Here is a 21,647-nt window from a genome sequence, read left to right on the forward strand (position 1 = left end):
CTCCCTCAACCCACGTGTCACTCAGCAAGGAGCAAGGAACCGATGACCCCACAACTGGCCGGCGTCCGCAATCCCGCGCGGGAGGCCCTCCGATGAGAGTGCTGCTTCTCGGCGCGGGTGGCTATCTGGGCCGGTTCGTCGCCGACCGGCTGCTCGCCGATCCCGCCGTCCAGCTCACCGCGCTCGGCCGCGGTGACGACGCCGATGTCCGTTTCGACCTGTCCACCGGCAGCCCCGGCGCGCTGACCCGTTTCCTCGACGCGGTGCACCCGGGGGTCGTCGTCAACTGCGCGGGGGCCATCCGCGGCACGGCCAGCGAGCTGGCCCGGCACAACACGGTGGCCACGGCGACGCTGTGCGAGTCGATGCGGCGCAGCGGCTGCCGTGCCCGGCTGGTGCACCTCGGCTGTGCCGCCGAGTACGGCCCCTCGCAGCACGGCTCCTCGATCGCCGAGGACGCCGTGGCGCGGCCCGGCGGTCCGTACGGCGTGAGCAAGCTGGCCGCCACCGAGCTGGTGCTGGGCTCCGGGCTGGACGCCATCGTGCTGCGGGTCTTCTCGCCGACCGGGCCGGGCACCCCGGCCGGTTCGCCGCTGGGGCGGCTGGCCGACTCACTGCGGCGCGCGATGCAGCACGGCGACAGTGAGCTGAAGCTCGGCGGCCTCGGCGTGCAGCGCGACTTCGTGGACGTCAGGGACGTGGCGCGGGCGGTGCACGCGGCGACGCTCTCGGCGGCCCAGGGCGTGGTCAACATCGGTACCGGGCACGCGGTGCGGCTGCGCGACGCGGCGACCGCGCTGGCGCGGATCTCCGGCTACGGCGGGGCCGTGCACGATCTGGAGAGCCCGCCCGCGCCCCGGCATCCGCCGGCCGGCGAGAGCTTGCCGCCCGGGCACCTGGCGTCGGGGGCGCCCTACCCGGACGGCTGCGGCGTCTGGCAGCAGGCCGACGTGCGGACCGCCCGGGACCGGCTGGGCTGGCGGGCCAGGATCGGCCTGGAGGAGTCGCTGGCCGACATCTGGATGGAGGCCGCCTGCCGGATGTGAGGGGAGCACGCGGCGGCCCGGTCCGGACGAGTGCTGCCCGGACTCTGGAACGGGTGTCTCGGAATGGGACCGCGCATGGCAGTGTTGAAGCCGGAACGACTGTCCCTATGACCCAACGGAGTCACCGTGTCGCTGCCACCCCTGGTAGAGCCGGCCCCCGAGCTCACCGTCGACGAGGTCCGCAGGTACTCCCGCCACCTGATCATCCCCGATGTCGGGATGGCCGGGCAGAAGCGGCTGAAGAACGCCAAGGTCCTCTGTGTGGGCGCGGGTGGACTGGGGTCGCCCGCCCTGATGTATCTGGCCGCGGCCGGGGTCGGCACGCTGGGCATCGTCGAGTTCGACGTGGTCGACGAGTCGAACCTGCAGCGGCAGATCATCCACAGCCAGGCGGACATCGGCAAGCCCAAGGCGGTCTCCGCCATGGAGACCGTGCAGGGCATCAACCCGTACGTCCAGGTGAACGTCCATGAGGAGCGCCTGGACTCGTCGAACGTGATGGAGCTCTTCGCGCAGTACGACCTGATCGTGGACGGGACGGACAACTTCGCCACCCGCTACCTGGTCAACGACGCGTGCGTGCTGCTGGGCAAGCCGTACGTGTGGGGCTCGATCTACCGCTTCGACGGCCAGGCGTCCGTGTTCTGGTCCGAGCACGGCCCGTGCTACCGCTGCCTGTACCCCGAGCCGCCGCCGCCCGGCATGGTCCCCTCGTGCGCCGAGGGCGGCGTGCTCGGCGTGCTGTGCGCGTCGATCGGGTCGATCCAGGTCACCGAGGCGATCAAGGTCCTGACGGGCACCGGCGACCCGCTCGTCGGCCGGCTGATGATCTACGACGCCCTGGAGATGAACTACCGGCAGGTCAAGATCCGCAAGGACCCCAACTGCGCGGTCTGCGGCGAGAACCCGACCGTCACCGAGCTGATCGACTACGAGGCGTTCTGCGGCGTCGTGTCGGACGAGGCCCAGGCGGCGGCGAAGGACTCGACCATCACCCCGCTCCAGCTCAAGGAGTGGATCGACGCCGACGAGAAGATCGACATCATCGACGTCCGGGAGCCCAACGAGTACGAGATCGTCGCCATCCCGGGCGCGCGGCTGATCCCGAAGGACGAGTTCCTGCTGGGGAACGCGCTCAGCGACCTGCCGCAGGACCGCAGGATCGTCCTGCACTGCAAGACGGGCGTGCGGTCGGCCGAGGTGCTGGCGGTGCTGAAGAACGCCGGCTTCGCCGACGCCGTGCACGTCGGTGGCGGTGTCATCGGCTGGGTCAACCAGATCGAGCCGCAGAAGCCGGTCTACTGACGGCGGACGGCTGACGGATCGGCCCCCGGGCGCGGCGCGCGCCCGGGGGCCGATCCGCGTTCAGCGGCGGGTCATGCGCAGACCCGGCCGTTCTCCGGGGTGTCGCCGGTCAGCAGGTGGGCGTCGACCGCCTCGGCGACGCACGGGTGGTCCGGGCTGTACGCGCCGTGGCCGTCGCCGTCGTAGGTGAGCAGCGACGCGACATCCTCGCCGCCCATCGCCTCCTGCATGCTGGCGGCGCCCTCGTAAGGTGTGGCCGGGTCGCCCGTGGTGCCCACGAGCAGGATCGTGGCGGCGGGGTCCTCGACGCTCACGTCCAGCGCCCCGGTCGTGGCGCCGGTCACCGGCCAGCCCGCGCAGCCGGTGAGGCCCCAGACCATGGAGTCGCCGAAGACCGGGGAGGCGTCGAGGAAGTCGTCGCGGTACGGGTCCAGCTCGTCGATGTCCATGCCGTACGAGTAGTCGGCGCAGGTGATGGCGGTCTGCGCGTCGCTCTGGTTGCTGTACTCGCCTTGGCTGTCCCGGCCGTTGAGGAGGTCGGAGAAGCCCAGGAGCGCGTCGCCGGAGCCCGCCATGAGCTGCTCCAGCGCCATGGTCAGGTACTCCCAGCTCTCCTCGGAGTACAGCGTGGTGGCGATGCCGGTCAGCGCCCGGTCGGCGGTCAGCTCCCGCCCGTCGGGGTCGGCGGTGGGCATCGGGTGGTCCCCGAGGTGGTCGAGCACGCGGGTCAGCGTGTCGGTGGCCTCCCGCGGGGTGTCGCCGAGCGGGCAGTCGGACTGCCCGGTGCAGTCGGCGAGGTAGTGGTCGAGGGCGAGCTGGAAGCCCTCGGTCTGGTTGAGGCTGCTCTCGATCGGGTCGACGGCCGGGTTCACCACGGCGTCCAGGACGGTGCGGCCGAGGTGCCCGGGGAAGAGGTGGGCGTAGACGGCGCCCAGTTCGGTGCCGTAGGAGACGCCGAAGTAGTTGAGTCGTTCGTCGCCGAGGACGTGGCGCAGCAGGTCCATGTCGCGGGCGGTGTTGGCGGTGGTCACGTGGGGGAGCACGTCGCCGGAGTGCTCCTGGCAGGCCGCGATGTACTCGCCCTCCAGCTCCTCGTAGAGGCGCTCCTCGGCGGCCGTCTCGGGCGGGGCGGGCAGTCGTTCGGCGGCGGCGTCCCGTTCGTCGCCGCTCAGGCAGACGACGCCGTCGCTCTCGCCGACGCCGCGCGGGTCGAAGCTCACCAGGTCGAACCCGCCGTCGCGGAGCGTCTCGTAGTCCTCGGCCAGGCTCGGCAGGGTGGCGACGCCGGAGCCGCCGGGGCCGCCGAAGTTGTAGACGAGGGAGCCGATCCGCTCGTCCTCGGGGGCCGAGGTCACCGCCCGGATCAGGGCGATCTCGATCGTCTCGCCCTCGGGGTCCTCGTAGTCGAGGGGAACGGTGAGGTCCGCGCACTGCCAGGGAGTGCCGTCGGGGAGCTGGTTGGGCCGGCCGCCGTCGGCGCCCTGGAGGGTGCTGGGGCCGGGACAGCGGTCCCAGCTCAGGCGCTGTCGGGCGAGCTCGTCGGGGAGGCCGGGGTAGGTGTCGGCCAGGGGTATGGACTCCTCGGCCGCGTCGTCCGGACGCGCGTCGTCGTCGCTCGAACCCTCCCCGGTGCACGCGGTGGCCAGCAGGGCGGCGGCCAGGGCGGTGGCGGTGGAGAGGATGAGGGGACGGCGCGGATATCTGATCATGATTCCTCGGTGAGATGGGTGTCAGGTGCAGACAGTACCGTCGGCCGGGGTGGCTCCTGAGAGGAGATGGGCGTCCACGGCGGCGGTGACGCAGGCGTCGCCCGAGGAGTAGGCGCCGTGGCCCTCCCCCTCGTAGGTGAGCAGGGCCGCCGCCCCGGGGCCGCCCATCGCCTCGCGCATGCGCCCGGCGCCGGCGTACGGGGTGGCCGGGTCCCCCGTGGTGGCCAGCAGCAGGATCACGCGGGCGCCGTCCACGGACACCTCGGGCCGGTCGCGCTCGCCGGTCACCGGCCAGGAGGCGCAGGAGAGCAGGGACCAGACCAGGTGCGGGCCGAAGACGGGCGAGGCGGCGGCGAACGCGGCCTCGTTGTCGTGGACGGTCTCCAGGGTGGGGCGGGAGGCGAAGTCGGCGCAGGTGACGGCGTTGTTGGCGGCCTGGAGATTCCGGTAACGGCCTTCGTCGTCCCGGCCGTTGTACTGCTCGGCGGCGGCCAGCAGCAGGTCGCCGCGGCCATCGTCCAGGGCCTGGGTCAGGCCCTGGGTGAGGAAGGGCCAGGAGTCCTCGGAGTAGAGCAGGGCGAGCAGGGCGGTGACCGCGAGGCCCTGGGTGAGGTCGCGGCCGGTCGCGGTGGGCAGGGGCCGCTCGCGCAGGTCGTCCAGCAGGGCGGTCAGGGCGGCGTGGGCCGGGTCGCCGGTGGCCGGGCCGGTGGGGCAGTCGGCCTCCGTCACGCAGTCCGCGAGGTAGCCGTCCAGGGCGAGCTGGAAGCCCTCGGTCTGGAGCAGCGCGCGCTGGACCAGGTCGCGGGTGGGGTCGACCACGGCGTCGAGGACGGTGCGGCCGACGTGCTGGGGGAAGTGGTGGGCGTAGACGGCGCCGAGCTTGGTGCCGTAGGAGACGCCGAAGTAGTGGAGCTGGTCGTCGCCGAGCCCGGCGCGCAGCAGGTCGAGGTCGCGGGCGGTGTTCTCGGTGGTGAGGTGGGGGAGCAGCCGGCCGGCGCGTTCCTCGCAGTCCTCGGCGTACGCGCGGCTGTCGGCCAGGAGTTCGCGCTCCTCGGCCGGGCCGGCCGGCGGGCCGTCGTCCTCCTGGGCGGCGGCGTCGAGCTCGGGCCCGGTCCGGCAGACGACGCCCTCGCTCTCGCCGACGCCGCGCGGGTCGAAGCTGACCAGGTCGAAGCCGTCCCGCAGCCGGGTGTAACGGTCGGCGACGCGGGGGAGCGTGGCGACGCCGGAGCCGCCGGGGCCGCCGAAGTTGAACACGAGGGAGCCGACGCGGTTCGTCCGCGGGGCGGACCGGGTCCGGATGAGAGCGATGCCGATCGTCTCGCCGTCGTCGGGGTGGGCGTAGTCGAGCGGAACGGTCAGGGTGGCGCACTCCCAGTCGGGACCGGGGGCCGGGCCGGTGCCCTGCACCGGGGTGGGCGCGGCGCACGTTTCCCACGCCGGCCGCTGATCGGTGAACTCGGCGGGCAGCTCGGGTGGTCCGGTACGGGCGTCGGCCCCGCCGATGTCCCCGGTCCGCCCGGGTGTCGGGCTCCGGCCGGGCCCGTCGTCCGACGGGCCGCCGCCACTGCACGCGCCCGCCGCCAGCGCGAGCGCCGCCGCGAGCGCCGCGGCGCGCGTCCGGCCGCCCGTGTTCATCCCCACCCCCACTGTCGTTACCGGAGAGTACCCCGGCGGCCGTGGGGGGTTACGAGTCGCAGGTCCTGCCGTCCTCGGGGACGTCGCCCTCCAGGAGATAGGCGTCGACGGTCGAACGGACGCACTCGTTGCCGCCGTTGTACGCGCCGTGCCCCTCGCCCTCGTACGTCAGCTCCACGCCGACGTCGTCGCCCAGGGCCTCCTTCATGTGCCGGGTGCCCTCGTACGGCGTGGCCGGGTCGCCTGTCGTGCCGACCAGGAGGATCGGCGCGGCGCCCGCCGCGCCGACGTCGGGGTGGTCGCGCCGGCCGTCGACCGGCCAGTAGGTGCAGCTCAGCAGCGACCAGGCCATCGGCGGGCCGAAGACCGGGGAGGCGTCCTCGAAATCGTCGAAGGCGTCGCGCACGTCGTCCACCGTGTACCGCCGCTTGGAGTCGGCGCAGTTGATCGCGGTGAGCGAGGACTGGAGCGTGCTGTACGTGCCGTCCGGGTTGCGGCCGTTCATCGCGTCGCCGAGGGCGAGCAGGACGGTGCCGTCGGGGTCGTCCCCGGCCAGGGCGTCGTCCAGGCCCTGGGTGAGATAGGGCCAGAACTCCTCGGAGTACAGCGCCTGCGCCACGCCGTTCCAGGCCAGGGCCTGGGTCAGCTTCCGGCCGTCGGGGTCCTGGGTGGGCAGCGGGTCGTCGGCCAGCTTGTCGAGGAAGCGGGCGAGCCGGTCCTCGCCCTCCTCGGGGTCGCCGCCGAGGGGGCAGTCGTCGTTCTCGGCGCAGCGGTCCAGATAGCTGCCCAGGGCGAGCTGGAAGCCGGCCGCCTGGCCGAGTGAGCCCTCCTCGCTGTCGCCGGTGGGGTCCACCACGGCGTCGAAGACGGCCCGGCCGACGCGCTCGGGGAAGAGGTGGGCGTAGACCCCGCCCAGCTCGGTGCCGTAGGAGATGCCGAAGTAGTGGAGCTTGTCGTCGCCGAGCACTTCGCGCATCAGGTCCATGTCGCGGGCCGTGGCGGTGGTGGTGAGGTGGGGCAGCAGATCGCCGGCCGACTCCTCGCAGCCGTCCGCGAACTCCTTCAGCCGGTCCTTCAGGGCGCGCCGCTGCCGGGCGTTGTCCGGAACCGGGTCGGCGGCGAAGAACTCGTCGAGGCGGGCGTCGCTCAGGCACCGGACGCCCTCGCTGTCGCCGACGCCGCGCGGGTCGAAGCTGACCAGGTCGTACCGCTTGTGCAGGGTCGCGTAGTCCTGGCCGAAGGCGGGCAGCGTGACGACGCCGGAGCCGCCGGGGCCGCCGAAGTTGAACAGCAGGGAGCCCACGCGCTTGTCACCGCGCGCGGCGGACCGGGCGCGGATCATGGCTATGTCGATGGTCTCGCCCTCGGGATCCGCGTAGTCCAGCGGCGCGGTCATCGTCGCGCACTCCCACTCGGCGCCGTCCGGCAGCGCGCCGGGGGACATCTGGGCGTCGCCCTGCGCCGGATCGGGTGGCTCGCAGGCCGACCAGTCGAGATCCTGCCCGGTGAGGGAGCCGGGGAGGTCGGAGGTGTCGGTCGGGCCCGATCCGGCGGCGGCCGGTGCCGATCCGACCGGGTCCGACGGGGAGCAGGAGACCGCCGTCAGCAGGGCCGCGGCGGCGAGGAGGCACGGCGCGAGCACGGGCCTGGGCGGTCGGACTCGGGTCATGGCGAGGGCTCCCATCGTTCGCTCCGACAGGCTCATCGTCGGCCGACCGGGTGCCCCGCCGCACCCGGGGCCCGGTCAGTCGGGTGATGAGCGCGGCGGCCCCAGCCAGCGCCCGCGCAGCGCGAACAGCACGGCGGCGGCGATCATCAGCAGCAGCAGCGAGACGGCGGTGGCGCCCGCCGGGTCGTCCTGGAGGAGCAGATAGACCTTCAGCGGCAGGGTCTGCGTGGTGCCCGGCAGGTTCCCCGCGAAGGTGATCGTCGCGCCGAACTCGCCCAGCGCCCGCGCCCAGCACAGCGCCGCGCCCGCCGCCAGGGCCGGGCCCGTCATGGGCAGCGTCACCAGGCGCAGGGTGCGCAGCGGGCCCGCGCCCATGGTGGCGGCGGCCTCTTCGAAGTGCGGGTCGAGGCCGGTCAGCGCGCCTTCGAGGCTGACCACCAGGAACGGCATGGAGACGAAGACGGCGGCGACGACCGCGCCCGCCGTGGAGAAGGGCAGCGTGATGCCCAGCGCTTCGAGCGGACCGCCGAGCAGGCCGCGCCGCCCCAGGCCCTGGAGCAGCGCGACGCCCGCGACCGTGGGCGGCAGCACCATGGGCAGGATCACCAGGCAGCGCACGAGGGTGCGCCCGGGGAAGTCGGCGCGGGCCAGCAGCCAGGCCAGCGGCACGCCGAGCGCCAGCGAGATCAGCAACGCCCAGCCGGACACCAGCAGCGACAGGCCGAGCGCCTCGGTGACGGCGGGCGCGGTCAGCCGGTCCGCCAGGTCCGACCAGGGCGCGTCGGCCGCGATGCCGAGCAGCGGGACGAGGAGGAAGGCGACGGCGAGCAGGGCGGGGAGCGCCAGGAGCAGGGGCGGGCGGCGGTTCACGGTCGTCGGCCGCCTATGGGGCGCGGAAGCCCGCGTCGGTGAGCAGGGCCTCCGCCTCGGGGGTGGTGAGCCAGTCGACGAACTCCTGGGCCTGGTCGGCGTGGTCGGAGCCGTTCAGGGCGGCGGCCGGGTACTCGGCGGTGACGTTCTGCCCGGCCGGGATGGGGACGGCCCGCACGGCGTCGCCCGCGGCGGTGGCGTCGGTGACGTAGACCAGGCCGGCGTCCGCCTCGCCCAGCTGCACCTTGCCGAGGACGGCGCGGACGTTCGGCTCCTGGGAGTCGGGGGTGACGTCGAGGCCCTGGGCGTCGAGGATCTGCTGCCCGTAGCGGCCGGCGGGAACCTCGGGCGCGGCGAGCACCAGGCGGAGCGCGGGGTCGGCGAGGTCGGCGAGGTCGGCGACGTCCGCCGGGTTGTCCGGCGGGGTGACGATGACCAGCTCGTTGCGGGCGATGACCGCCGGCTCGCCGGTCTCGCCCGCGACGTCCGCCATGGTCCGGGCGTCGGCGGTGACCAGGACATCGGCGGGGGCGCCCTGGGTGACCTGGGCGGCCAGCTCCTGGGAGCCGGCGAAGGAGAACCGGACGGTGACGCCGGGGTGGGCGTCCTCGTAGACCTCGCCCGCCCGGGTGAAGACGTCGGTGAGGGAGGTGGCGGCCAGCACGGTGAGCGTGGCGCTGTCACCGCCGTCACCGTCGCCCGAGCCGCCCGTGTCGCCCGAGCCGCCGCAGGCGACCGCCAGCGGGAGCAGCAGCGCGGCGACCAGGAATCGGGGCGCGGTGGAAGGGGCCGGGCTCATGTCTCACGTCCTGTCGATGTGCACACTGGTGGCCTTCACCCGGGCCACGGCCTCCACGCCGACCGCCAGACCGAGCTCCTCCACGGCCTCCCGGGTCAGCAGCGAGACCAGGCGGTGCGGCCCGGCCTGGATCTCGACCTGGGCCGCGACGTCGCCCAGCCGGACGGCCGTGATGATGCCGGGGAAGGCGTTGCGGGCGCTGGTGTACGGCTCGCCGCCCGGCTCGGCGGCACCGCTCGGCGCCTCCGCCGCCAGCGTCACCGCGAACGCCGCGAGGTCCCGGCCGTCGATCAGCCGCTTGCCCGCCTCGTCCCGCCGCGTGGGCAGCCGGCCCGCGTCGGCCCAGCGGCGCACCGTGTCCGGACTGACGCCGAGCAGCCTGGCCGCCCGCCCTATGCTGTAAGACCGCATGTGCGGGACATTATGCGCCAGGGGGCCGCAGACGCAAGGGCGTTCCCTCCTGGGGGCTCGCAGACGCGGCCCGTGGGGTCAGAGTTGTTCCTTGCGGGTGAGGTGGGTGAACGCCAGCCAGCCGGGCAGCACCGGCAGCCAGAAGGTCATCAGCCGGAACAGCAGCACCGCGCCCAGCGCCGCGCTGGACGGCACGCCGAACGCGGACAGGCCCGTGCTCAGCGTCAGCTCGATCGCGCCGATGCCGCCCGGGGTGGGCACCGCCGAGCCCAGCGCGTTCCCCGCGAGGAAGACGACGGCGATCGTCGCGTAGTTCATCTCCTCGCCGAACGCGCGCAGCGAGGCGTCCAGGCACATCACGAACGCCAGCGTCATCAGCAGCATGCCGCCGATGCCGCTGAGCAGCTTCCTCGGCTCCTGCACCACGTCCAGCATGCGCGGCACGACCCCCGCGAAGAGGGTGCGGACCCGCTCCGAGATGGCCTTGCGCAGGCTGGGCACGGCGGTGACGATCAGCACCCCGACCGCGACCGTCAGCAGGCCCGCGATGACCGTGCGGGACGGGGAGAGCGTGGGCGTGTGCTCGGTGCCGGTGAGGTAGCCGAACGACAGCAGCAGGATGATGTGGCTGCCGAGCCCGAAGAGCTGGGAGGCGCCGACGCTGGCGACCGCGTGGCCGGGGCGAAGGCCCTGGCGCTGCAGATAGCGGGCGTTGAGCGCGACGCCGCCGATCGCGGCGGGCGCGACCAGCTTGACGAACGAGCCGGCGAGCTGCGCCAGCACCGTGCGCGGATAGCTGACCTTCTCCGGCACGAAGCCCAGCAGGCTCAGCGCCGCCGCGAAGTACGTCAGCGCGGAGAAGCCGGCCGCGATGAGCACCCAGCCCCAGTTCGCGTCGTCCCAGACCCGCTGGAACTCCGGGTTGATCAGCTGCGAGGTCAGGATGTACGCGGCGAACGCGGCGGCGACCAGGCTGAGCAGCGTGCGTGGCTTGATGCGCTCGATGCGCGCCGGCTCTATGGCCGCCTGCGGCCTGATCAGCAGCACCTGCCGGCGGATGAGCGAGAGCAGGTCGGGCTCCCTGGCGTTCTCCAGGGCGACCTCCATGACCTGCTTCTCCGCCTGCTTGGCCGCCTTCATCGTCCTGCGGTCCGCGTTCTCCGGCAGGCTGCCGCGCGCCTCGCGGTACGCGTCCGTCGCGTCCAGCACCGCCTGCCGCTCGCGTTGGGCGCGCTCCCGGGCGAGCTGGCGCAGCGCGGCCCTGGTGTGGCGGCTGAGCGCGATCGGCTGGAGCAGCGGCAGGCTGTCGGCCACTGTGTCCGGGCCCAGCACGGACACGGCCGCCGCCGCCGCCCGCTCGGCTCCGGCCCGCAGGCCGAAGGTGGTCAGGAGCTGCGCCACGTCCATCCGCAGCGACAGATCCCCGGCCGCGATCTCGCCGCCGCGCAGATCGGTGAGGAAGACGGTGCCGGCCCGGTCCACCAGCAGCGAACTGCCGTCCAGCCGGCGGTGCGCGATCCGGCGCGACTGGAGGGCGGCCACCTGGCCCCAGGCGGCCTCCATCAGCTCGTCGGTGATCTCGTCGTCCGGCAGGGTGTCCAGGCGCCGGCCGCCGGTGTGCTCGTAGACCAGCATCACCGCGTCCGGGCCCAACTCGGAGGTGGCGATCAGCTTGGGCGCGTTCGCCCCGGCGGCGATGGCCGCGTACGCCAGCAGCGCCTCCTGCTCCAGCGCCTGGCGCAGCGAGGGCAGGCTCCGGCGGTGGGCGACGCCGCGCAGCGCCAGGCGGCGCCAGGCGCGGTAGAAGAAGCCGCGCGCCTGCTGCGCGCGGTCCACCACGGTCACGTCCAGGGGCGGCCCGGACTCCAGCGTGACCAGGTAGCGGCGGGTCGGCTCGGCGGCCCGCTCGTTGCGGGCCTGGCGCTCGGCCTCGTCCGGCTCCTCGGCGCGCAGCGCGCTCGCCGGGCGGAAGCCGACGCGGCGCAGCCCGGCGAGGAGCTGCTGCCCGGTGGGGCGGACGTTGGGCGAGCCGACCGCGTACAGCGTGCCGTAGGCGATGGTCCAGCCGATGAGGACGGTGACGACGATCGAGAACGGGGTGGTGTAGCCGGCCACCAGCACCGCCAGCGCGTCCAGCAGCAGCACCGACCACATCGCCAGCCGCCAGCGCGGCCGGTGGGTCATGCCGACGGCCGTGGCGTAGGCGATGACCGGCGCCAGATATCCGTGCACCGGCTCCGTCAGGCCGCCGCCCGGGGCGTCCCTGGTCAGCGCGTTCTGCACGGACTCCGGGGACATGCGGGCGACCCAGAGGCTGAAGGAGAGCGAGACACCGTGCGCCAGCACCGCCGCGAGCACGCCGTCGGCGATCCGCAGCCCGTCCCGTTTCACCAGCCGCTGGATGGCGAACGCCACCGGGACGACCAGGACGGCGACGCTGGAGGCGAAGCCGGCGAAGCTGATCAGGAGCGACGGGGCCTGCCCCGCGCCCTTGTCGACGTCCTGCTCGATGCCCTCGGTGGTGCCGATCGCGAAGGTGGCCAGGGCGAGCACGATGCCGATGCCGGCCAGCCCCAGCAGGACGCGCAGCAGATCGGCGGGGCGGTGGACGCGGGCGGCGAGGATCGGCTCGTCCACGGCCAGGCGCCCGGACCGGTGCGCGAGCTCGGCCGGATGGTCGGCGGGGGCCAGTGCCGGTGCGGATGCCGACGCGGGTTCCCCTGCCATCGCCGTCTCGGTCGATGCTGACGACGCCACCGGTGGCCCGTCGTCCGCCGGCCGTGCCCCTGGCGCGGCCGGACCGCTGTCCGGCCCGCTCTCCGGACGGTCCTCCGGCCGCTGTGTCCGCTCTTCTTCGCCCCGTATCACCGGCCGCTTCCCTGCGCTTCTCCTCGTGCTGGAACTGCCGACCAGCTCCCCCCGACGGTGCGACGATAGTGGCATGTGAGCCATCCGCCGAGGGCGCGTCCGTGACATACGGCACCATGGGCGCCATGGCAGGACCCACCCACAGCCTTCCCGAATACGCCGATCGAGTTCTGACGGCAGCCGAAGTGATTCCGCCCGGACGGGTGTTGACGTACGGGGACATCGCCCGGCGCCTCGGCGAGGGTGGCCCCCGGCAGGTGGGCCGGGTGATGGCGCTGTACGGCGCGGCCGTGCCGTGGTGGCGCGTGGTGCGCGCCGACGGGCGGCTGCTGCCGGGGCACGAGCGACGCGCGCTGGAGCGGTACCGCGCCGAGGGCACCCCGCTGCGCGACGGGACGGCCCCCGGCGACATGCCCCGCCTCGACCTCCGGCGCGCCCGGTGGGACGGCGGCTGAACGGCTGCGGCTCACAGACACCAGCTTCCGTCATGGCCCGACCGGACAGGCGGCGGACCGTCCGTCCGGGGTACGGCTGGGAAACGCTGCGCCCCGGGAGCCGACTGGCGTAGCGTCTCCTCCGATGTCCCCGAGAATCCGCGATGCACGTGAACCTCTCCGTCCCGTCCACTGACCGGCGGCCCGCCCCGGGAGCGTACCGACTGGTGCGTGCCCCGCTCACCGACGCGCGCACTGTGGCAATGGACGCAAGCCAGCGCGCCGTGGTTGACCACCCGGGCGGACCGTTGCTCGTGCTCGCGGGGCCGGGCACCGGCAAGACCACCACGCTGGTGGAGGCGTGCGCCCGCCGGGTGGCGGACGGCGCAGACCCCGACCGGACGCTGGTGCTCACCTTCAGCCGCAAGGCCGCCGCCGAGCTGCGGGACCGGCTGACGGCCCGGCTCGGGGGGCTGTCGCCGCAGGCGACCACGTTCCACTCCTTCGCCTACGGCTTCCTCCGCGCCCACCAGGACCGGGAGTTGTTCGCCGAGCCGCTGCGGCTGCTGTCCGGGCCCGAGCAGGATCTCTACCTGCGGGAGCTGCTGGCCGGCCACCGCGAGCTGGAGCGCGAGGGACGGGGCCTGCGCTGGCCCGAGGAGCTGCGCGCCTGCCTGACCACCCGCGGCTTCGCCGACGAGCTGCGGGCCGTTCTCGCGCGCAGCCGCGAACTGGGCCTGGAGCCGGGCACCCTGGCCGACTTCGCCCGCCGCACCGGGCGCGCGGACTGGGAGGCCGCCGCCCACTTCCTCGCCGAATACCTCGACGTCACCCGGGCGCAGGGCGTGCTCGACTACACCGAGCTGGTGCGCGGCGCGGCCCGGCTGGCGGCGGAGCCGGGGCCGGCCGCCGCCGTACGCGCCCGGTACGACGCGGTGTTCGTCGACGAGTACCAGGACACCGACCCGGCGCAGGTCGCGCTGCTGCGGGCGCTGGCCGGGGACGGCCGCGACCTGATGGTCTTCGGCGATCCCGACCAGTCCATCTACGCCTTCCGCGGCGCCGACGTGGGCGGCATCCTCGGCTTCCCCGACGCCTTCCGCACGGCGGCCGGTGACCCGGCGCCCGTCGCCGTCCTCACCACCAACAGGCGCAGCGGCGCCGCGCTGCTGGCCGCCACCCGGCTGCTCACCCAGCGCATGCCGCTGGCCCGGCTGCCCGCCGACGCGGTCCGCCGCCACCGGGCGCTCGCGGCCGAGGCCGAGGGCGGCCGGGTCGAGGTGTTCACCTACCCCACCCCGGGCGCCGAGCTGGAGAACATCGCGGACCTGCTGCGCCGGGCCCACCTGGAGGACGGCGTGCCCTGGGGCGAGATGGCGGTCCTGGTGCGCGCCGGCAGCCTGTTCATCCCCGGCGTGCGCCGGGCGCTCACCTCGGCCGGGGTCCCGCTGGAGGTGGACGGCGACGACCTGCCGCTGCGCCGGGAGCCGGCCGTCGCGCCGCTGCTGACGGCCCTGCGCGTGGTGGCCGAGCCGGGCGGCGTGCCGGACCCGGAGACCGCGGTCCGGCTGCTCACCTCGCCGCTGGGCGGCATGGACGCCGCCGACCTGCGCCGCCTCGGGCGCGCCCTGCGGAACGAGGAGCGCGCGGCGGGCGTCACCGTGCCCCGCCCCTCGGACGAGCTGATCGCCTCGGCGCTGGCCGAGCCCGAGCGGCTGGTCACGCACGACCCGGTGTACGCGGCGGGCGCGCAGCGGCTCGGGCTGCTGCTGCGCAAGGCGCGCGAGCTGCTGACCGGCGGCGGCAGCGCCGAGGAGGCGCTGTGGCTGCTGTGGGACGGCACCACGTGGCCGCGGCGGCTGGAGCGCGCCGCCCGGCGCGGCGGCGCGGCGGGCCGCAACGCCGACCGCGACCTGGACGCGATCTGCGCGCTGTTCGAGGTGGCGGCGCGGGCGGAGGAACGCATCGGCGGGCGGGGAGCGCTGATCTTCCTGGAGGAGCTGGGAGCGCACGACATCGCGGCCGACACGCTCGCCGCGCGCGCCGTGCGCCCCGACGCCGTACGGCTGATGACCGCCCACCGCGCCAAGGGCCTGGAGTGGTCCCTGGTGGTGGTCGCCGGCGTGCAGGAGGGGCTCTGGCCCGACCTGCGCCGCCGGGGCTCGCTGCTGGAGGCGGACCGCATCGGCCGCGACGGGCTGGCCGAGCCGCTGAGCCCGGCCGCGCTGCTGACCGAGGAGCGGCGGCTGTTCTACGTCGCCGCCACCCGCGCGAAGCGGCGGCTGGTCGTCACGGCGGTGAGCGGCGCGGACGACGGCGACCAGCCGTCGCGGTTCCTGCGCGAACTCGGCGTGGAGCCGGTGGCGGTGAGCAGCCGGCCGCGCCGGCCGCTCGCGCTGGCGGCGCTGATCGCCGAGCTGCGCGCCACCACGGTCGACCCGGGCGCCTCGCCCGCGCTGCGCCGGGCCGCGGCCCGGCGGCTGGCCGACCTCGCCGCGCTGCGCGACGACGACGGCTACGCGCTGGCGCCCGCCGCCCACCCCGAACGCTGGTGGGGACTGCGCGAGCCGACCCGTTCCGACGCGCCGCTGCGCGACCCCGGGGCGCCGGTCATTCTGTCCGGCAGCGCGCTGGACCAGCTCGTCAACACCTGCTCGCTCCAGTGGTTCCTCGGCCGTGAGGTGCACGCCGACGCGCCGGCCACGACGGCGCAGGGCTTCGGCAACGTGCTGCACGTGCTCGCCGACGAGGTCGCCTCCGGCACCGCCCCGGCCGACCTGGCGGTGCTGATGGAGCGCCTGGACACAGTCTGGGACTCGCTCGCCTTCGAGGCGCCCTGGCAGTCGCGGAGGGAACAGGCGGAGGCGCGGGCGGCGCTGGAGCGATTCCTGCGCTGGCACGTGCTCCAGCAGGCGAACGGCCGCGAACCGGCCGCCAGCGAGGCCGAGTTCGACATCACCCTGGAGGCCGGCGAGCACCAGGTCCGCATCCGCGGCGTGCTGGACCGTGTCGAGCGGGACGCCGAGGGCCGGGCGTACGTCGTGGACTTCAAGACGGGCCGGACCAAGCCGACGCGCGAGGAGGTGGAACGGCATCCGCAGCTCGCCGTCTACCAGCTCGCCGTCCGGCACGGCGAGGCCGCCGCCGAGGTGGCGGGCGCGGAGCTGGTTCACCTGCGTCAGGGCGCGCTCAAACGGGACGGCGGCGACGTGCTCCCCACCGTCCAGCGCCAGGAGCCGCTGACCCGCGAACCGGGCGACGACTGGGTCGGCGACCTGCTGGCCCGGGCGGCGGGCCGCGTCCTGGACGAACGCTTCACGGCCTCCACCGGCCGGCACTGCGGCTCCTGCGCCTTCCACGGCACCTGCAGCGCCCGCCCGGAGGGCCGTCACGCGGTGGACTGACCTCTGACCGTCGCGCCCGCCGTCGCGCGGCCGTCGCGCCGCTGACCCGGCGCTGTCCCGGCGCCGTCGCGCCGCCGTCGCGCGGCCGTCGCGCTGCCGTCGCGCGCCCGCCGTCCCGGCGCTGTCCCGGCGCCGTCGCGCTGCCGTCGCGCGGCCGTCGCGCGGCCGTCCCACCGCTGTCCTGCCGCCGTCCCGGCGCTGTCCCGGCGCCGTCGCGCTGCCGTCGCGCTGCCGTCGCGCCCGCCGTCCCACCGCTGTCCTGCCGCCGTCCCGGCGCCGTCGCGCGGCCGTCGCGCCCGCCGTCCCACCGCTGTCCTGCCGCCGTCCCGGTGCCGTCGCGCGGCCGACCCGCCCGAGCCGAGTGCCGATCCGGCATCCCGGGGCGTGCGACGCCGTGGTGACACCGCGCCTTCCGGCGGCCCCCGGGTCGGTCCGGTGCCGGGCACGTGGGAGCGGCCCCCGGACCTCGGGGGACACGGGCGTGCCCTCGGACACGATGCGGCCGGCGGGCGCGGGCCATGGGCGCCGTCGCGTCGTGGTCGCGGAGGGCGGGGAGCCCGGACGTAAGGGCGTAAGGCGTAAGGACGGTGAGGCCCGAAGAGGGGCCCGGGCGCGGAGGAGAGCGCGGCCGGCCGCCGCTCGATCGGTCGGGTGACGCGCCCGCCGGGGGCCCGGGGACGGCCCGGCCACGAGGCTGGCCCGCCGACGCCGTCACGCCGACGCCGTCACGCCGACGCCGGCGCACCCGTGTGCCGCGACAGGGCCGTTCGGCGTGGGGCGCGCGGGCGGTGGGGCGTGGGTGTCCGACCCGGCGGCTAGTCTCACTCGGGTGCCCGCTCGACTCAGCCGTCCCGAGGAGCTCAGGGAGCTGCTCGGGATCCCGTTCACTCCGGAGCAGTTGGCGTGTATCACCGCGCCGCCCGCTCCGCAGGCGATCGTGGCCGGGGCCGGGTCGGGGAAGACCACCGTCATGGCGGCCCGCGTCGTGTGGCTCACCGGCACCGGGCAGGCCGCGCCGGAGCAGGTGCTCGGGCTCACGTTCACCAACAAGGCCGCGGGCGAGCTTTCGGAGCGCGTGCGCAAGGCCCTGGCCCGGGCGGGGGTCGACGGGTCCGAGGACGGCGAGCCGCAGATCTCCACCTACCACTCCTTCGCCGGGCGGCTGCTCGCCGAGCACGGGCTGCGGCTCGGCGTCGAGCCCGCCGCGCGGCTGCTGGCCGACGCCGGGCGCTTCCAGCTCGCCGCCGAGGTGCTGCGGGCCGCGCCCGCCGACTTCGAGCCGCCGAGCGCCTCGTTCACCACGCTCGTCACCGATCTCATCGCGCTCGACGGCGAGCTGGCCGAGCACTTGGTCACCCCCGAGCGGCTGCGCGCTTTCGACGCCGGACTCCTGGCCGAGCTGGAGCACGCCGCCCTGACCAACGCCGACCTCCGCCTCATCCCCGAAGCCGCCCGCGGCCGGGGCCAGTTGCTCACGCTGGTCGAGGAGTACCGGGCCCGCAAGCGCGGCCGGGACCTGGTCGACTTCGGCGACCAGATGTCCCTGGCCGCCACCCTGGCCCGCGACATCCCCGAGGTCGGCCGGGCGCTGCGCGAGCAGTTCACCGTCGTCCTGCTCGACGAGTACCAGGACACCTCCGTGGCCCAGCGGGTTCTGCTCGCCGGGCTGTTCGGCGGCGGCACCGGGCACGCCGTGACCGCCGTGGGCGACCCCTGCCAGGCCATCTACGGTTGGCGCGGCGCCTCGGTGGCCAACCTGGACGACTTCCCCGAGCACTTCCCGCACCGCGACGGCACCCCGGCCCGGCGTGACAGCCTCAGCGAGAACCGCCGCAGCGGCGGCCGGCTCCTCGCCCTGGCCAACGAACTGGCCGCCCCGCTCCGCGAGCGCCACCCGGCCGTCGTGCCGCTCCGCCCCGCCGAGGGCGCCGAGCTGGCCGGGCGGGTGCGCTGCGCCCTGCTGCCCACCCACGCCGAGGAGCTGGAGTGGCTGGCCGACTCCGTCGCCCACCTCGTCGGCACCGGCACCCCGCCCGGCGAGATCGCCGTCCTGTGTCGCACGGCGGGCGACTTCCCCGAGATCCAGCGCGCGCTGGTCGCCCGTGACGTGCCGGTCGAGGTCGTCGGCCTGTCCGGGCTGCTGCATCTGCCGGAGGTGGCCGACCTCGTCGCCGTCTGCCAGGTGCTGGCCGACCCCACGGCCAACGCCGCCCTCGTCCGGCTGCTCGCCGGACCGCGCTGGCGGATCGGCCCGCGCGATCTGGCCCTGCTCGGCCGCCGCGCCCGCCTGCTGGTGCGCCGCGCCGATCCGGCCGAGGGCACGGAGCCGCTGGCCGCCGCCGTCGAGGGCACCGACCCGGCCGAGATCACCTCGCTGGCGGACGCGCTGGACACGTTCGTCGAGGGCGGCGGGGGCGAGCCGGACGACGGCCTGCCGTTCTCGGCGGCGGCGCGGGTGCGGTTCGCGCACCTGGCCGCCGAGATCCGCGAGCTGCGGCGTGCGCTCGGCGATCCGCTGATGGACGTGCTGCACCGGGTGCTGGCCGCCACCGGCCTGGAGGTGGAGCTGTCCGCGTCGCCGCGGGCGCTGGCCGCCAGGCGGCGCGAGACGCTGAGCGCGTTCCTCGACGTGGCCGCCGGCTTCGCGGCCGGGCGGGCCGGCACGGCCGTGGACGGTGAGGCGACGCTGCCGGCGTTCCTCGCGTTCCTGCGCGCCGCCGCTCAGTACGACCGGGGCCTGGACGGCTCGCTGCCCGGCGGCGAGAACACGGTGAAGGTGCTGACCGCCCACAAGGCCAAGGGGCTGGAGTGGGACGTGGTGGTGGTGCCGGGGCTGTGCGCAGACTCCTTCCCCGCCAAGGGCTCCCGCGACTCCTGGCTGCGGCACGCCAGGGCGCTGCCGCGGTCGCTGCGCGGCGACGCCGGGACGCTGCCCGGCATCGAGGAGTGGACGGCGGCGGCGTACAAGGAGCACGTCGCGGCCGTGACCGGCCACCAGCGGCTGGAGGAGCTGCGGCTCGGCTATGTGACGTTCACCCGGCCGCGTTCGCTGCTGTTCGGCTCCGGGCACTGGTGGGGGCCGAGTCAGAAGAAGCGGCGCGGCCCGTCGCCGTTCCTGGAGGCGCTGCGCGCCCACTGCGAGGCCGACCCGGCGCACGGCGAGGTCGAGCGGTGGGCCGAGGCGCCGGGCGACGACGAGGAGAACCCGGCGCTGGCCGGCGCGCGGGAGCACTCCTGGCCGCTGCCGCTGGACGAGGTGGCGCTGGCCCGCCGCCGGGAGGCCGCGGCCGCGGTGCTGGCGCGGCTGCGGGGCGTCGTGCCGTCGCCCCGGGAGGAGGCCGTGGACGCCGCGGCCGTCGCACAGGATGTCGCACAGGCCGTCGCACAGGACGTCGCGGATGTCGGGGATCTCACACTCACCCCGGAGGAGCAGCGGGCGGTGGCCTCCTGGGACCGGGACCTGACCGCGCTGGCGGGCGAGCTGCGGCAGGCCAGGGCGGCGGTCCGGGATGTCGAGCTGCCACTCTCGCTGTCCGCCTCGCAGGTGCAGCGCCTCGCCGCCGATCCGGAGGGTTTCGCCCGCGAGCTGGCCCGCCCCATGCCGCGCCCCCCGCAGCCGGCCGCGCGGCGCGGAACGCGCTTCCACGCCTGGGTCGAGTCGCGGTTCGAGGCGCTGCCGCTGCCCATGCTGGGTCTGGACGAGCTGCCGGGCGGCGATCCGAAGGAGGACGCCGAGATCCGCGACGAGCGTGAACTCGCCGCGTTGAAGGAGGCGTTCAGCCGCACGCCGTACGCGACACGGACGCCGTACCGGGTGGAGGCGCCGTTCCGCGTCCAGCTCGCCGGGCGCGTGATCCGGGGCCGCATCGACGCCGTGTACCGGACGGCCACCGGTGGCTTCGACATCATCGACTGGAAGACCGCCCGCCGCCAGGACGCCGATCCGCTCCAGCTGGCGATCTACCGGGTGGCGTGGGCGGAGCGGCACGGCCTGCCGCTGTCGGCGGTGAGCGCGGCGTTCCTCTACGTCCGCAGCGGCGAGCTCGTCCGCCCCACGGTGCTGCCCGGACGGCGCGGTCTGGAGCGTCTGCTGCTGGGGGAGGACTCCTGGGAGCCGAACGACCCCGGTTAGGCTCTTACCCATGCGTCCCACCCCGGCATCCTCGGACAACGCCGTCCAGCCGATCCCGCTCACCGGCACCGGTGGCATCGACCGTGGCGCGGGTCACCGTCTCGACGAGGCGTGGCTGGCGGCGGCGTGGAGCCATCCGACGACCCGGGTGTTCGTGGTCTCGGGCGGCCAGGCGCTGATCGAGGAGACCGACGGCGGCCGGACCGAGCTGGTCATGATGCCGTCGTTCGAGGCGCCGCTGACCGAGGCCCACCGGTACTTCCTGGGCACGGACCCCGACGGGGTGCGGTATTTCGCGCTGCAGAAGGACAGCCTGCCGGGGCGGATGGACGACGTGGCCAGGCCCGCCGGGCTGCGGGAGGCGGCGGCGCTGCTGTCGGAGCGGGACAACGAGCTGCTGGTGCACGCCGTCGCCCTGGAGAACTGGCAGCGGCTGCACCGGTTCTGCTCGCGCTGCGGCGAGCGGACGGTGATCGCGGCGGCCGGACACATCCGGCGCTGCCAGGCGTGCGGCGCGGAGCACTACCCGCGCACCGACCCGGCGGTGATCATGCTGGTCGTGGACGAGGACGACCGGGCGCTGCTCGGGCGGCAGGTGCACTGGCCCAAGGGGCTCTTCTCCACCCTCGCGGGATTCGTGGAGCCGGGTGAGTCGATAGAGCAGGCGGTGATCCGTGAGGTCGCCGAGGAGGTCGGTGTCACGGTCGGCGAGGTCGCCTATGTCACCAGCCAGCCGTGGCCTTTCCCGTCCAGTCTGATGCTGGGCTTCGTGGCGCGCGCCACCACCACCGAACTGCGGGCGGACGGCGACGAGATCGAGGAGGCCCGCTGGTTCTCCCGGGACGACCTGCGGGCGGCGGTGGAGTCCGGCGAGGTGCTGGCGCCCTCGGGGATCTCCATCGCCGCCCACCTGGTCGAGCAGTGGTACGGCAAGCCGCTGGGGCCCACGGCCTGGTGACCGCGTGCCCGCTCGCGTCCGCCGCGCCCGCGGCGGCCCGGCTCAGGCGGCCAGCGCCCGCTTGACGTCGATCAGCGACGGGTTGGTCATGGTGACCTCGCCCGCGCCGCTGCCGGGGGCGATGACGACCGTGGGCACCGTGCGGTTGCCGTTGTTCGCCTTCTCCACCAGGGCGATGGCCGTCGGGTCCTGCTCGATGTCGATCTCCGTGTAGGTGATGCCCTCACGCTCGAACTGGCTCTTGAGCCGGCGGCAGTAGCCACACCAGGTCGTGCTGTACATCGTCACGGTGCCCTGCATCGTCCCGCGCTCCTTCATGTCGTCCGTGTCGTCCGAGTCGTTGACGCCGGGGCGTCCTCGCTCAGTCCCGCGTCAGCAGAACACGCGGCGCGGTATGAGTAATC

General features: G+C 74.9%; 13 protein-coding genes and 1 pseudogene. 6 read left to right on the plus strand and 8 right to left on the minus strand.

Annotated features, from left to right (window positions below; genetic code table 11):
* The first annotated feature begins 92 nt into the window (after positions 1-92).
* On the plus strand, positions 93-1,046 hold the full coding sequence (locus tag OIE51_RS18620) for an NAD-dependent epimerase/dehydratase family protein (RefSeq protein WP_326598861.1): 954 nt from the start codon (positions 93-95) through the stop codon (positions 1,044-1,046).
* Between the two features lie 126 nt (positions 1,047-1,172).
* Positions 1,173-2,351 carry an adenylyltransferase/sulfurtransferase MoeZ gene (moeZ, locus tag OIE51_RS18625; protein WP_326598862.1) on the plus strand — a complete coding sequence of 393 codons (1,179 nt, stop codon included), beginning with the start codon at positions 1,173-1,175 and terminating at the stop codon, positions 2,349-2,351.
* A gap of 71 nt (positions 2,352-2,422) precedes the next feature.
* Here moeZ and OIE51_RS18630 read toward each other — a convergent pair whose 3' ends face one another.
* From OIE51_RS18630 to OIE51_RS18660, 7 genes and pseudogenes are all read right to left on the minus strand, one after another.
* A complete protein-coding gene (locus tag OIE51_RS18630) occupies positions 2,423-4,060 on the minus strand; it encodes an alpha/beta hydrolase (protein WP_326598863.1) in 1,638 nt (545 codons plus the stop codon).
* 21 nt (positions 4,061-4,081) lie between these two features.
* Positions 4,082-5,698, minus strand: coding sequence for an alpha/beta hydrolase (locus OIE51_RS18635; RefSeq protein ID WP_326600688.1), 1,617 nt, complete (start codon positions 5,696-5,698; stop codon positions 4,082-4,084).
* Positions 5,699-5,747: 49 nt separating this feature from the next.
* Entirely contained in the window at positions 5,748-7,367 is a 1,620-nt protein-coding gene (locus tag OIE51_RS18640) for an alpha/beta hydrolase (protein WP_326598864.1), read from the minus strand.
* A gap of 90 nt (positions 7,368-7,457) precedes the next feature.
* Positions 7,458-8,237 (minus strand): annotated as a pseudogene (locus tag OIE51_RS18645) (ABC transporter permease); the annotation flags it as partial.
* Positions 8,238-8,250: 13 nt separating this feature from the next.
* The gene (gene modA / locus OIE51_RS18650) at positions 8,251-9,036 is read right to left on the minus strand and encodes a molybdate ABC transporter substrate-binding protein (protein ID WP_326598865.1); all 786 of its coding nucleotides are present in this window, start codon (positions 9,034-9,036) and stop codon (positions 8,251-8,253) included.
* 3 nt (positions 9,037-9,039) lie between these two features.
* Positions 9,040-9,447 (minus strand): TOBE domain-containing protein, encoded by a 408-nt coding sequence (locus OIE51_RS18655; protein WP_326598866.1) that lies wholly within the window; start codon positions 9,445-9,447, stop codon positions 9,040-9,042.
* A 78-nt stretch (positions 9,448-9,525) separates the two neighbouring features.
* The gene (locus tag OIE51_RS18660) at positions 9,526-12,174 is read right to left on the minus strand and encodes a lysylphosphatidylglycerol synthase transmembrane domain-containing protein (RefSeq protein ID WP_326598867.1); all 2,649 of its coding nucleotides are present in this window, start codon (positions 12,172-12,174) and stop codon (positions 9,526-9,528) included.
* Between the two features lie 257 nt (positions 12,175-12,431).
* Between OIE51_RS18660 and OIE51_RS18665 the strand changes: the two genes are divergently transcribed.
* The 4 genes from OIE51_RS18665 to nudC all read left to right on the plus strand — a co-directional run bounded on the left by OIE51_RS18665 (position 12,432) and on the right by nudC (position 21,243).
* The gene (locus tag OIE51_RS18665; RefSeq protein ID WP_326600689.1) at positions 12,432-12,770 is read left to right on the plus strand and encodes an MGMT family protein; all 339 of its coding nucleotides are present in this window, start codon (positions 12,432-12,434) and stop codon (positions 12,768-12,770) included.
* Positions 12,771-12,913: 143 nt separating this feature from the next.
* Positions 12,914-16,153, plus strand: coding sequence for an ATP-dependent helicase (locus OIE51_RS18670; protein WP_442811963.1), 3,240 nt, complete (start codon positions 12,914-12,916; stop codon positions 16,151-16,153).
* 829 nt (positions 16,154-16,982) lie between these two features.
* Positions 16,983-20,285 (plus strand): ATP-dependent DNA helicase, encoded by a 3,303-nt coding sequence (locus OIE51_RS18675; protein WP_326598869.1) that lies wholly within the window; start codon positions 16,983-16,985, stop codon positions 20,283-20,285.
* Positions 20,286-20,295: 10 nt separating this feature from the next.
* Positions 20,296-21,243: an NAD(+) diphosphatase gene (gene nudC / locus OIE51_RS18680; protein ID WP_326598870.1), complete on the plus strand. Its 948-nt coding sequence runs from the start codon at positions 20,296-20,298 to the stop codon at positions 21,241-21,243.
* A gap of 42 nt (positions 21,244-21,285) precedes the next feature.
* Here nudC and OIE51_RS18685 read toward each other — a convergent pair whose 3' ends face one another.
* A complete protein-coding gene (locus OIE51_RS18685) occupies positions 21,286-21,543 on the minus strand; it encodes a glutaredoxin domain-containing protein (RefSeq protein WP_326598871.1) in 258 nt (85 codons plus the stop codon).
* Positions 21,544-21,647: the final 104 nt, after the last annotated feature.

The sequence above is a fragment of the Streptomyces sp. NBC_01803 genome (assembly GCF_035917415.1).
Classification (GTDB): Bacteria; Actinomycetota; Actinomycetes; order Streptomycetales; family Streptomycetaceae; genus Streptomyces.